The sequence below is a fragment of the Vibrio sp. 10N.222.55.C6 genome, from assembly GCF_041473395.1.
Classification (GTDB): Bacteria; Pseudomonadota; Gammaproteobacteria; order Enterobacterales; family Vibrionaceae; genus Vibrio; species Vibrio crassostreae_C.
In genome coordinates, this window is sequence record NZ_JBFRSD010000001.1 from 236,493 (window position 1) to 249,914 (window position 13,422).

At 45.6% G+C, this 13,422-nt stretch carries 12 protein-coding genes; 6 read left to right on the forward strand and 6 right to left on the reverse strand.

What is annotated here, in order from left to right; all coding sequences use genetic code 11:
- Positions 1-14 precede the first annotated feature (14 nt).
- The 5 genes from fucU to AB4486_RS01015 all read right to left on the reverse strand — a co-directional run bounded on the left by fucU (position 15) and on the right by AB4486_RS01015 (position 5,818).
- Positions 15-449: an L-fucose mutarotase gene (gene fucU, locus AB4486_RS00995; RefSeq protein WP_017059996.1), complete on the reverse strand. Its 435-nt coding sequence runs from the start codon at positions 447-449 to the stop codon at positions 15-17.
- Positions 442-1,890, reverse strand: coding sequence for an L-fuculokinase (gene fucK, locus AB4486_RS01000; RefSeq protein ID WP_017059997.1), 1,449 nt, complete (start codon positions 1,888-1,890; stop codon positions 442-444). Before fucK ends, fucU begins: the two co-directional genes overlap by 8 nt.
- Positions 1,891-1,949: 59 nt before the next feature.
- The gene (locus AB4486_RS01005; protein WP_372116338.1) at positions 1,950-3,698 is read right to left on the reverse strand and encodes an L-fucose isomerase; all 1,749 of its coding nucleotides are present in this window, start codon (positions 3,696-3,698) and stop codon (positions 1,950-1,952) included.
- A gap of 66 nt (positions 3,699-3,764) precedes the next feature.
- Entirely contained in the window at positions 3,765-4,934 is a 1,170-nt protein-coding gene (gene fucP / locus AB4486_RS01010) for an L-fucose:H+ symporter permease (protein ID WP_017059999.1), read from the reverse strand.
- Positions 4,935-5,131: 197 nt separating this feature from the next.
- Positions 5,132-5,818: a DeoR/GlpR family DNA-binding transcription regulator gene (locus AB4486_RS01015; RefSeq protein WP_048662208.1), complete on the reverse strand. Its 687-nt coding sequence runs from the start codon at positions 5,816-5,818 to the stop codon at positions 5,132-5,134.
- Between the two features lie 735 nt (positions 5,819-6,553).
- Here AB4486_RS01015 and AB4486_RS01020 point away from each other — a divergent pair.
- The 5 genes from AB4486_RS01020 (at position 6,554) to AB4486_RS01040 (ending at position 11,521) form a co-directional block, all read left to right on the forward strand.
- Positions 6,554-7,252 carry an ABC transporter ATP-binding protein gene (locus tag AB4486_RS01020; RefSeq protein WP_372115645.1) on the forward strand — a complete coding sequence of 233 codons (699 nt, stop codon included), beginning with the start codon at positions 6,554-6,556 and terminating at the stop codon, positions 7,250-7,252.
- 8 nt (positions 7,253-7,260) lie between these two features.
- Complete coding sequence (locus tag AB4486_RS01025; protein ID WP_372116341.1) at positions 7,261-9,795, forward strand: ABC transporter permease; 2,535 nt, start codon at positions 7,261-7,263, stop codon at positions 9,793-9,795.
- Positions 9,795-10,928 (forward strand): lipocalin-like domain-containing protein, encoded by a 1,134-nt coding sequence (locus AB4486_RS01030; protein WP_372116233.1) that lies wholly within the window; start codon positions 9,795-9,797, stop codon positions 10,926-10,928. Before AB4486_RS01025 ends, AB4486_RS01030 begins: the two co-directional genes overlap by 1 nt.
- 204 nt (positions 10,929-11,132) lie before the next feature.
- The gene (locus tag AB4486_RS01035) at positions 11,133-11,342 is read left to right on the forward strand and encodes a hypothetical protein (RefSeq protein WP_048609786.1); all 210 of its coding nucleotides are present in this window, start codon (positions 11,133-11,135) and stop codon (positions 11,340-11,342) included.
- A complete protein-coding gene (locus AB4486_RS01040; protein WP_065583542.1) occupies positions 11,339-11,521 on the forward strand; it encodes a hypothetical protein in 183 nt (60 codons plus the stop codon). Before AB4486_RS01035 ends, AB4486_RS01040 begins: the two co-directional genes overlap by 4 nt.
- A gap of 100 nt (positions 11,522-11,621) precedes the next feature.
- Here the strand turns inward: AB4486_RS01040 and AB4486_RS01045 are convergent, their stop codons facing one another.
- On the reverse strand, positions 11,622-12,410 hold the full coding sequence (locus AB4486_RS01045) for a helix-turn-helix domain-containing protein (protein ID WP_029235520.1): 789 nt from the start codon (positions 12,408-12,410) through the stop codon (positions 11,622-11,624).
- A gap of 98 nt (positions 12,411-12,508) precedes the next feature.
- Here AB4486_RS01045 and AB4486_RS01050 point away from each other — a divergent pair, with 98 nt between their 5' ends.
- Entirely contained in the window at positions 12,509-13,402 is an 894-nt protein-coding gene (locus tag AB4486_RS01050; RefSeq protein WP_136981751.1) for a DMT family transporter, read from the forward strand.
- Positions 13,403-13,422: the final 20 nt, after the last annotated feature.

Below are 13,422 nucleotides of genomic sequence, written 5' to 3' on the forward strand. Positions count from 1 at the left end.
ATCGTATTACTTCCTTAAGCTGGCGTTACGCCTTTCTTTAAAATGATGTTTCCGTATTTAGCGGTTTCGCCCGTCAGTACAACTGCAAAGCATTTTTCGGCGCGGTCGTAAAAATCAAAACGATCCATGTGTTCTAATGCAGGCTTGTCTTTCGTGGTCTTTGTGATTGCCGCCATGTATTTCGATTCAACTGTTGGGTCGAGCTGGTCACCCTCTACTGCTTGCATCATGATCAGCGGGCTTTGGCAGTACACATCGAGCTCAAATAGCGGTATTGTGCCCTCTAACAGCGTATCGATATTCACGCCATCGGCTCTTAGCACCACATGCGATCCAAACGTCTCCGCAGGAAAATGGGCGTCGGCAAACAGAATTTCATCGCCATGCCCCATTCGACTTAATACGGCAAGCAGTTCTGGGCTTATTGCCGGATGGATTCCTTTAAGCATTGTGTATTTCCTCCAATAACTGGGCGTATTGTTCACGGCTCTCAGACGGGGTGATGACTTGGTAAGCAGGCTTCATATTTTCTTGGGCATGATTGGCATCAATAAATACCCCAGCCCCTGCAAAGGCATACATCGCTGCCCCCGTCACTGTGGCTTCAGGCTGTTCAACCACATGGATAGGGATGCCAACAACGTCAGCTCTTATTTGGTTCCACAGTCTATTTTTAGACCCACCACCCACCACCATTAAACACTCGGTATTTAAGCGACAAGTCGTGGAAAGATAGTGCAGACTGCTCTTGAGTTTGAAGGCCAGTCCTTCTAGAGCGGCGCGGTATATCTCGCCCCTTGTGGCATTAATGGACAGGCCAGTAATCGCACCATTTCCTTTACCGTCACCACCAAGTAAAAAGGATGGATCGAACCTAACGCCATTTGCACCGATAGGGGCCGCTTCCCCTTCCGAAACCATCACCGCGTATTTACTGCTGCTCTCGGCAATATCCGTAAAGTAGGTGTTGGCGACCCATTCCATTACTGCACTAGAGAGCCATTGGATTGCTGGGTTAAACAAATCATTTTTAGCATCAAGCTCTGTTGTCATGCCCTCTTTGAGATAGTCAGGTTTTAACTGAGGACGTGGCGAACGAGCCATCAAGATCTCCCAAGTCCCTGAGCTTAAGAAAGACTGATTCTCTTTGGCACCAGAGCCGAACAAAGCAAACTGAGTGTCGTGACCTGCTGAAATCACTGGAACTCTGTTTGGAATGCCAAGCAGGAAGGCGACATCGTCTTTTAAACAACCCACTATTTCGCCCGCTTCAACCATGGGAGGAAAGTGCGCCTTCGTCAGCTCTAGGTACTGTAATACCCCTTCATTCCAGTCACCGCTGTCTAGGTCCGTCATCATCGACGTGCCAGCCATCGTTCGATCGGTTGTTAATTCGCCCGTCAGCTTTTGTGTCAACATCGACGAAATAAACACCCACTTATCCATATTGCTATAGACTTTTGGTTCGTTGTCTTTCAACCACTTAAGCTTGAATAAGGTATTGAACGAATAATCCCCGATGCCGTTGGTCAAATACAGTTCATCGCGGTCAATATCTTGCGAGATCTGGCTCATCACAGGCGCGGTACGAGCACATTTCCAAGAAATAATGGGATAGATCTGCTTTCCATCTTTATCGAAGGGCGCCCCGTCCACTCCAAAGGTAGTGACAGAAACGGCAACAATATCCGTCGAATTAATTTGAGCCGTTACCTGCTTTGAACACTCAACAAGCTTTTTCCAAATCTGTTGAAAATCCCAAACATGTTTAGTGCCATTCTGTAGCGTTTCATTAGCAATATAGTGCGACGCAACAATTTCACCTTGCTGGTTAATCGCAATAGAGCGGACGTTGGTGGCTCCGCAATCAAGAATAATAGCAATCGACATAACTCACCCCTTTAAGGCCTACCCCAAGTTGGGGCAGGCAAAATTAGTTACCTATTGAATTACTTATAGATAGGGCCGAAGTTCTGACAAGCGCGATAGTCCTGTCCCTCAACATCCTGACCAAATGCAGACCAAGTATGCGGACGAAAGATGTCTTGGCTATCCACGTTATGCATCGATACCGGAATACGCAGCATTGCAGCGAGAGAGATTAAATCGCCGCCAACGTGGCCTGAAGTGATAGCACAGTGGTTAGCGCCCCAGTTTGCCATAACGTCATAAACCGATTTAAATGCGCCTTGGCCAGTCAAGCGAGGGACGAACCAGGTCGTTGGCCAAGTCGCGTTAGTGCGCTCATTTAGGGTATTATGAACATCTTCTGGCAGTTCGATAGAGTGCCCCTCAGCAATTTGCAGCACTGGACCAATACCCGAGATAATGTTGATTCGATGCATAGTAAATGGCATGCCACCTTCAGTTAGGAACTGAGACGAGAAGCCGCCCCCACGGAAGTATTCTTCAATGGCTGGGCACCATTTCGTTGCATTTAGAGACGCTTCAACGTCGGCTTGTGTCAGTTCCCAGTGCGGTTTCATCGCCGGCTTACCATCAGCTGTTCTCGCTTTACCTGCCCCATCGAGCGCTGCTGAGCCAGAGTTAACCAGGTGCAAGAAACCGGAATCTGGGCGGGTCCCTGTCACACGCTCTACCGCATCTTCAGACCAGTAGGTACGAACATCATGGAAAACCTGAGCCTCACCCGTCAGTAGCTTACCAAACATCATATTTACGCCGTTCAACGCGTCGTTTTCTGTTGCCACACAGATTGGTTCACGAATGCCGTTCCAATCAAATGAGGAGTTCAAGATGGCCTCTGAAAAATCGCCATTGGGCAAATGATCGGTCCAATGACGCTGACCTTGGAAGCCAGCCAGAATAGCATTGTGTCCTAGCGATTCTTCACCAAAGCCTAGCTCTGCAAGTTTTGGGTTGCCTTGCATCAAATCGCGCATGATCATGGTCATCTTAATGACGGTATCCCAATCCTCTGCTTTACGCTCTTCGGTGAAAGGGGTGCCGTTATAATCTTTACCTTCTTTACACCAGTCTCGTACCCAAGCACGTGCCAGTTCAAACTCTTTCTTGTCATAGACTTCTCGATCCAAACGGCGTTTGATTTCTGTCATATCGACATATTCATTACGCATGCCCAGATACTTCTGGAAGAACTCAGGGTTAACCACAGAGCCCGCGATGCCCATAGATACAGAGCCCATCGAGAGATAAGATTTACCGCGCATTGACGCGACGGCTAAACCTGCACGGCAGAAGCGAAGAATCTTGTCCTGTACGTCACTTGGGATTGACTCGTCTCCTGCGTCTTGCACTTCTTTGCCGTAAATTGAGAATGCCGGTAAACCCACTTGTGAGTGGCCTGCCATCGCGGCGGCTAGGTATACTGCACCTGGACGCTCAGTACCATTGAAACCCCAGATGGCTTTTGGTGTATGCGGGTCCATATCAATGGTTTCTGTGCCATAACACCAACACGGTGTTACTGTCAGTATAAGGCCCACATTTTCACGTTTAAATTTGTCAGCCGTCGCAGCAGATTCTGCTACACCACCAATACAAGAGTCGGCAAGGACACACTCCACTTTCTCTCCGCTAGCATGGCGAATATTCTCTTGAATAAAATGAGCTGCGCGCTGAGCCATTCCCATAGTTTGATCTTCAAGAGATTCGCGTACACCCATTTGACGACCGTCGATGGTAGGACGAATACCGATTTTAACTAACTGTGACATCATTGATGTTCCTTATTATTTCTTTAATTCAGGGGGCAGGTTAATGCTGCCCCTGTGGATAATTCTTTACTTAACTTGGTAACCTTTTGCGCCGTAGTACACTAGGTAAACGAAGCCAATGAATGGGATAACAAATGCGGCACCAATGCCTGCTGCATCTGAGATTTGCCCCATGATGGCGGTTAGCAGTGCACCACCCAGGATTGCCATGATTAAGAAGCTTCCACCAAACTTTGAATCAGACCCTAAATCTCTCAGTGATAGCCCAAAAATAGTCGGGAACATCAGAGACATACATGCAGACACACCGACTAGTGCATAAGCTCCTGCTAACCCACCCACTACCATGATTACAGCGACTAAAATCGCAGCGATCGCAGCCAAAGCAGCAAGTAGTTTTTGTGGTTCAATGTGTTTCATCAGCGCGACACAAACCCAGCGCATGACAGAGAAAATCACAATAGATGTCAGTAGGTATGTTGATGCTTCTGCTTCTGTACCGCCGACTTCTTGCATCACGTAACGAATAGTCCATGACCAACAACCAATTTGCGCACCGACATAGAAAAACTGAGCTAACACGCCTTTGGTGAAGTGGCTTCGCTTGACAATACGGCGGTACGCCTGACCAAATGTAGACTCACCGGTAGTACTTGTGTCCTTTGCGGCCGGCATCTTAGTTTTAAGAATCAATAGCCAAATTAAAGCAATAACAACTGCTACGCCCATATAGGGCATCATTACTGCGTACAGTTCGTCAGATTGAATTTTCGCTAGTTCGTCAGCAGCCATGGCCGCACGTTCACTATCCGTTGCAGGGTTTAGTTGCGATAAGATGTAAAATTTGCCAATTAACACCCCAGTGATCGAACCAATAGGGTTACAAGCTTGAGCAATATTTAGACGTCGAGTTGCGGTTTCTTCAGGACCCATCGCTAATATGTATGGGTTGGCACTTGTTTCTAGAATGGAGAGACCGCCAGCTAGAACAAATAATGCCAGCAAGAAAGGTAAATATTCCATTGCTTGCGCGGCGGGATAAAATAGCAGTGCGCCGGTTGCAAACAATCCAAGGCCCAAAAGCACTCCGGCTTTATAACTGTATCGCTGTATGAAAAGCGCAGCGGGAAGAGCCAAACAAAAATAAGCGCCATAGAAAGCCGTTTGTACCAAACCGGATTGCATATCGGTTAAAGTAAATACTTTTCGAAACTGTGCAATAAGTACATCAGTCATGTTATTTGCCAAACCCCACATGGCAAAACAACAACATAGTAGCCAAAAAGCAAATTTAATTTCCTTTGGTATTACCTCTACTTTATTATTCCTCTGTGTTTCAGACGAACTTATATTGAGAGTATCATTCATAAGATATCCTTATTTATTAATTAAATTATTTATTTTTATTTTAAAGTTTATTTTGTTTCACGTTATTACAAATCAGTTATTACTACATCTACCGATTCGTTATCACATATTTTAAGAAGACTTCTTTTTTTGTATTTAGATTTATCGGCAATTAGAATAACTTGATCAGATATATCGATAAAACTTCTTTTTATTTGATAGTTATATTCATTTGAATCCCAAACTCCTGAGTCATAATCAAACCCAACGCAGGAAAAGAAGCAGACGTCCAAAGACATATTAGCCAGTGTCTCCACTGCTAGTGGACCATAGAAACTACTGTACTTCTCGGAATAACTGCCACCAGTACAAATTACATTAATATTACTTTTACCTTCAAGGGCAATAACATTCTGAAGAGAATTGGTAATAATAGTGCAACTGATATTTGGAATCTCTCGAGCGAGACACCAACTCGATGAACTTGCGTCTAAACCTATTACCATTTCTTCTTTAATATAATCTAACGCTTTGCTTACCAGTAATTCCTTTTCTTCTATATAGTCCTTAGAACGCGCATGAAAAGAAAGACCTTCATCAATTTCTTGAACACTAATAGCCCCACCATGAACTCTTTTAAGTGCGCCCGATTCATCAAGCTTTTTTAAATCTCGACGAATGGTTTCCACAGAAACATTAAAGGCTTCTGCTATTTCTTCGACGGTTGCACTTCTTTGATCATTTATTAGTTCAACAATTTGTAGGCTTCTCATAATGGTCTCCCGCTTGCTTGATTATTAATTTACCAATGAAAAAATGGCAAAACTGTGACGAAATCGCCATCAAGCCCGTTATTGACCGATTTGTGACTGATATTGTGGACTATTAAACACAAATGCCCGAAACTTATAAAAACAGTCATTCATTAATAAGGAATTATAATTATTAGAACAGCTTGTAATCACCACTTACATAGATTGAATGATATTGCGAATACTTGCCTATTTAGACCAAAGCGTATAACTCAGGAGAGGGGAGGACACGAAATGTCTGCACAGAGACAGTAATAAGAATCCACCAAGTAAACATGAAACAATGATTAGTTGAACTTGGCTAACTAAAGTGGGTAAAAACAAGAGAATTAATACTCTAAGAAACTTGGGGGCATTAACAAGTTAGAAAAACAGCACTATCCCCCTCCCCCAACACACTTTCATAAAGAAAACCTTTAACACGTTAAACCATGATTTATTGCACTTAAACGTGGTCACGAACCGTCTGACGATAAATTCGAAAGCCTCTGAGGTGACTCTAAGCTCCCACAAACACCTGTATTCCTCCTCACACTGATCTATTTCTCTCTTTTCGCAGTACAAGTTATTAATTATTCGATATAAATCGCTTTCTTTTTCAAATTGTTGTCTACAGTTTTATAGAGCTTGTCGCTTCAGTAATTGCCACAAGTAACGACACCTTTTGATGGTAGGTTTTGGTTATAAGGAAAGGAAATGGAAAGCCCAATTGTCACACTCACACATGCCAGCAAAAGCTTTGTTGATGGTAAAGACACTCATAGCGTGTTGGAAAATGTCGACTTCGCTTTGGCAACAGGGGCAAGCGTGGCTTTGACAGGGGCGAGTGGCAGTGGAAAGAGTACTCTGCTTAACATCATTGCGGGGTTTGAACCTCTATCCGGTGGAGAATTGTGGCTTGATGGCGAGAACACATCAAATTGGAAAGATCCACAATGGAGCCGATTTCGTCATCAAAAATTGGGCGTTATCTTTCAACAGTTCAACTTATTGACCCCACTCAACGTAAAACAAAACATCGCCTTCCCTCTTCATTTAAATCAACAGAAATGGAGCGACTGGTGCGATTATTTAGTTGATGCATTGGGCATCAGTGAGCTACTCGAAAGACATGTATCCGCACTCTCTGGCGGTCAGCAACAACGAGTCGCAATAGCGCGTGCGCTAGCCCATAAACCCAAACTATTGCTTGCCGACGAACCCACAGGTAACCTCGACCACAAAGCAGGCATTGAGGTAATGAAGCTGCTGAGTGAAATCACCACACAAGGCAACACTGCGGTGCTTTTGGTTACGCACAGCCCAGAATGCGCCAGCTTTATGCAGACAAAATTGGTGTTAGATGATGGTTGTTTAAGGAACGCGGATCTAACCCCAAGAGCAGCAGCGTTGTGAGTAATCCAATGAAGCAAACTGGCTTCGCTCAGAACCAGCTCACCCATACCAAACTGACTCTGAATCTATTCGCGGCACACTATCGTCAGTCACCATTGCAAGCCGCAGCGATTCTGATCGGCATTGTTCTTGCGGTCACCTTGTTTGTCGCGGTGCAAGCCATCAACCTCAATGCCAAGCGCAGTTATGCAGAATCGACCGAGCAACTTAGCGCTCAAGCGCAGAACCTTATCATTCCACCAGCAGGGCAAAACTATTTGCCGGAATCGCTCTACTTCAGCTTAAGACAAAGTGGATTAAGCGCAGCGCTACCTGTTATTGAAGGGCGAGTAAGAGACGAGCAAGGTCGACGTTGGTCAGTTCAAGGCAGTGAGTTGATCGCCGCCCTCACTTCAAGATCTCGTCACGCTCGCATCGACGAACAAAGCAACACTCAAACCAAAGAACCAAACATTTCCCTGTTCGACAATGCCTTACCTTTGCCGCAACTCTTAGCGGGTGAACCCATTGTGATGATGAGCCAGTCGCAACACCAGAACTTGGGAGGAGTAGACACACTCACTTTGGATGAAGTGCTCACTCAAGTGGTAGTGCTACCAGATGAATGGCAGCTAGGTAGCCGAATGTTGATGGATATTGGGTTCGCTCAGCAACTGCTTAACAAACAAGGGCAACTGAGCTACATCGCTATTTTTGACACTAAGAGCGACACTAACAGCAATGCTCAGGATAAATGGCAAAGCCTTATTGGCGAGCAAGGGCAATGGATATCCAACAACCAAAGCACGGATCTCGGTTCAATTACCGATAGCTTTCACCTTAACCTCACCGCCATGAGTCTGTTGGCGTTTTTGGTTGGCCTGTTCATCGCTTACAACGGTGTGAAGTACAGTTTGCTGAAACGTAATCGGCTGTTGGTACAAATTCAACAAGCTGGGATTGCGCCAAGCATCGTGTTTTCAGCTCTGTTAGTCGAGCTGACTCTTTTAGTCACACTAGGCGCGTCGCTTGGTTTCATTCTCGGCATTCAACTCAGCCATTGGCTACATCCCACCGTCGCGATAACGCTTGAGCAACTGTATGGTGCAACACTGCTTCCCGGCACATGGCAGTGGCAATGGTTAGTGCAGGCACTGCTGCTCACGCTGGCCGCAACGCTTGTCGCGTGTTGGCAGCACTTTAAACAGCGGGTGCGACAACCCCTCTCTTCCCATGGTGGTTTCTATCAAGCGCCGGAAGCGTCTAACGAAAATCAGCTGTTTGTTATAGGGTCAATATTAACCATTGTCGCGTTAGCAGGGTTATGGCTGAGCGAACATCACCGCTTCACCATGGTATGGCTCGGTGTGTTAGTGGTGTCGATTCCATTGTATTTGCCCAAAACGCTCAGCGTACTAGCGAACTGGAGCGAAAAACGCACCCAATCGGGGTTAATACAATATCTGTTCGCTGAGCTGCGTGAACTTATCTCCCCTCTCTCCCTTGCCATGATGGCGTTGCTTCTCGCTGTCACCGCCAATATCGGAATGAATACCTTAGTCGGCAGCTTTGAATCCACGTTAAAGCAATGGCTTGAACAGCGCTTACATGCCGATATTTACGTTAGCCCTGCCCAAGGTGAAATCGCGAATGTCGAACGTGCGTTAGAGCAGTTTGAAAATGTTGAAACCGTTTATAAGCAATATTATGTCGACGATAACTTGCAGGGTTTACCGACTTTGCTCGGCACTAAAGACAAAGACACACTTGAGCAAACCATGGTGTTCCAATCCCACCTTGATGATTTCTGGACGCGCTTTTACCAAGGTGAGTTCGTGGCAATCAGCGAACCTACGGCGGTGAAGCTCGGCTTGTCCCTTGGAAGCCAACTCAAGCTCGACGCGATCCAAGACAAAACACTCATCGTCGGGGCGATTTTCCACGATTACGGCTCACCGAATGGCGAAGTGTTACTTTCACCTAATTTATGGCTCGAAAACGGATTTACTGATTTACCCACCAGCTTGGGAATCAAAGTTTCTGGCGACCCACAAGTGGTGTACGAACAGCTACGCCAACAACTCAATCTGCACCCAAGTCAGCTTTACGATCAAGCACAGATCAAATCGATCGCTTTAGATATCTTCTCACAAACCTTTGCTATCACTCGGGCGCTTAATGGCGTCACTTTAATGGTGGCGGTGATAGGGTTGTTCTGCGCCTGTTTCATGTTGCTCGATGCACGTAAAGCCGCTATTGCAAGGTTGTACGCGCTCGGTGTTAGTCAGAAAAAATTGATGGCGATGGTGGTCGGGCAAATCGTTGTTCTGGTCGCCTTCACTCTGGTTATCGCCTTACCACTCGGCGCTATGGTCGGTTATGTGTTGACGGACATCGTTACCCTGCGCGCCTTTGGTTGGAGCTTAAATTACGTATGGAATTGGAGTGACGCACTCAGCATCGCAGCCATCACCATTTTAGTCGCTGTGTTTGCGACCTTAATTCCACTGTGGCGTTTGGTCAGTAAACCCGTGGTATCCAGTTTACAAAGTGAGGTGTTGTGATGAATCGATCAATGAGAGTTTTCGTTCTCACACTTGGCATCTTACTCCTTTTAGGGTGTGAGGAGTCCACTCAACCATCAGCTCAAAATATGGGTTCGATACTCGGTACTGAAACACAAACCGAGAATGAAACGGCAATCGATCAAGCGCAATTTTCTCCGGTAGTTAAAGGTATCGACATCGCCTTCCCTGCCGACCATCAAGCACATCCAGATTTTCGTCATGAATGGTGGTATTTAACCGCAAACTTAATTGATGAAGAAGACAATGTGTTAGGTGTGCAATGGACACAGTTCCGCTTTGCGGCTGCACCACATGAAAGTGGCAATAGCACCAAGGAAACTACGTGGCAAAGTCAGCAGATTTACATGGCGCACAGCGCTGTCACCACTAAAAATAAACACTATGCCGATGAAAAATGGTCACGTGACCAAGCTGAACTGGCGGGTGTAAGCGATTCGCCGTTTCGTGTTTACCTCGATGATTGGCAATGGACGTCGACGACCGATGACCTGTTCCCAGCTACATTGGTCGCTAACTCGGGTCAATTTGGATATTCGCTTAAGTTAACCAACAACGCGCCATATCAAAAGCAAGGTCAACAAGGCTACAGCACTAAAAGTAGCGATGGCAAAGTGGCTTCCTATTACTACAGCCAACCATTCATCAATGTATTGGGCGAGGTAACTATTGATGGCGTCACCCATCAAGTTTCCGGCAAAGGTTGGATAGACAGAGAATGGAGCTCGCAGTTTTTACTCGACTCGCAACAAGGTTGGGATTGGTTTGCGCTAAGGCTGAGTGATGAAACCAGCTTGGTGGTATTTCAACTTCGAAACTCAACTACAGGCAAAGCCAGCTATTCTCATGCGAGGTTGATGAATCAAGATGGCTCCGGCATCGCGATTAAGCAGCAAGACATCAGCTTAACCGCCATCAAGCAAACTAAAATCGACGTGAGTGACTACCCAACAAAGTGGCAAGTTTCGATTCCAACTCAACAGATCGAACTGACCGTCTCGGCACTCAATCCAAATGCCAAAATGCCGCTGTCGGTTCCTTATTGGGAGGGGCCAATTGAAATCAAAGGTTCTCATTCTGGGTCTGGCTATATGGAGTTGACTGGGTATTAGATTGTGTATTAATACAGGTGGAATCTAACAACAAATACATCGCGATAACCATCAACTAAAACACTTTCAACCAAAACCTCCACCACGGAGGTTTTTTGTTATTCCATATGTTCTATTTACCTTAACGCCTGTTGAAAAATATCTAATTTAACCAAACACTGGGCTCCCCTAAAATACCAATCAAATGGTTAGAGGAGATAGAACATGCTTAGCTCAGTGCACAATGACGAACTTAACAGATACATCGAGAAACTAGACTTAAACCTTACCAAGGATCAGGTTCGTGAACTTGGTTGGCAGCAAAGTAATGAAGAGGTAGGAAAAGAAAAAACAGTATTAGGCTCGTGGTTTTTCTTTTCTTTCTTTGGCTTATGTACGTCTGCATGTCTTGCGCTGCTAATGTATATCTCATGAAGATAAACAAAACAATGACCACGTATAACCAGCATGGAACCTTCAATTGGTTCGAGGTCGACGGAGAAACGTACATACTGTTCAAAGTGAGCAGCAACAGTGCTCTATTGAACCAACACTATGAGGATGTCACCGAACAACAGAGCGAAATATATGGGCTGTTAGGGGCGATTCCATAAGCTCATACTGCACGTATTCACTTATGGTCTATCTATTCACTTGTGGTCTATCTACGCACTAACTAGCGCAAACATCCGTTCTTTTGGCAACAAGACCGAGCTACAACAAACGGTTCTTATACTGCTCTGGCGTTTGGTTCGCGTAACGTTTGAACATGGTGATAAATGGGCTTGCTTGGTTATAACCCAATGTAAGAGCGACCTCTTTAACCGATTGGCCGTTTCTCAACAAGTCCATTGAGTATAGGTAGCGCACTCGCAGTCGCCACTCGGTAAAGCTCATTCCAAGCTCGGTCTGGCAGTGGCGAGAAAGGGTTCTTTCCGTGGTGTGGACACGTTCAGCCCAATCTTTCAGCGTCACTTCATCGGTTGGGTTCTCTTCAACAGAAGCCAATATAGGCGCTAGATACTTATTATCGGTTGAAGGCAAGAAGTGGTGTTCAACCTCACGCTGCGCAAGTTGGTCAAGCAGTACCTGAACGAGCCTTTGGTCTTGCTCGGTTTCCGCAACATTGATCCCACGATCGCGAAAATCATCGATAATAGAAGACACAATCGGCGTGATCTTTATAAGGCTAGTTTTATCTGGCAGGTGTTGCGTGAGTTCTGGGGCGATATTTAGTGAACAGTAGTCCAAAGGCTTACGGTTATAACTGCAATGCATCACCCCGGCCGGTACCCAAATCGCTAGATGTGGTGGCGCTAGAAATCGAGTGCTTTCCGCTTCCATCTCTAATATACCACCACTGATCAATTGAACCTGTCCCCATGAGTGGCTATGAACTCGGGTTTCAGTGTTCGAAAGAAACGCTTCAAAATTCATAAATACGTTGGATGGTGCCTTATCAATTAATAAGGATGGATGAAGGTTTCTGGAGTGTTTTTTCAAACTTGTCTTCCTATCGCGCTTAATGTCTTTCTAAAGATACTTGTAAGTATAACGACCTGTCAAACTAGCCGCACCAACTCATTCGCCACGGAATTCACATGCATTACCTATTACCATTTTTTACAGTCTGTATCTGGGGCGCCAATGCAATCGTCAACAAGCTTGCTGCAAGCACCATAGAACCTAGCGCAATGAGTTTTTACCGCTGGTTTTTTGCGATGTTAATTCTCACGCCTTTCTGTATTCGCCCAGTGATGAAACAGTGGGCTGTCATTAAGCCAAACTTATCTAAATTAGCGTTCCTCGGCTTTTTAGGCATGGTGTTGAATCAATCTCTAGGTTACTACGCCGGCTTAACCACAACCGCTTCCAACATGGCATTGATCACGTCTTTAGTCCCGTTGATCAGTGTATTTTTAAGCGTCCCTTTGCTGCACAAGTCGATTTCTAGTTTGAGTATTGTGGGTGGTGTATTGTCGCTGTCGGGCTTAGCCCTGATGTTAGGTAAAGGCGATCCGTTATTCTTCATGCATCAAGAATTGACTCAAGGCGATGGCTATATGCTAATTGCAGCCTTTGTTTATGCTTCGTACTGTGTACTACTGAAACGCTGGAAAATGCCAATCAGTAGCTGGGTGGTGATTTACATTCAGGGTCTGTTTGCTGTCGCGATGCTTACGCCACTTTGGCTTACCAGCAAACAGCTTTTACCACCACAACAAGCGCTCCCATTGATAGCTTACGCCGCGGTTGCCGCTTCAATTTTAGCGCCTTGGATGTGGGTGAAAGCGATTGACACCATTGGTGCTGACTCAAGCGCGATGTTCATGAACTTGCTTCCGGTTGTAGCGATCGTATTAGCCGCGACATGGCTTGGTGAAGAGATTAACCAGTTCCACATCATTGGTGGTGTGATGGTGATTTCAGGTGTCATCCTTGCTCAAATCAGAAGAAAACCAAGGCTTGAGGCTCCTCTCCCTCAACAAAGCTAAACGCATTACCCAACGCTCAC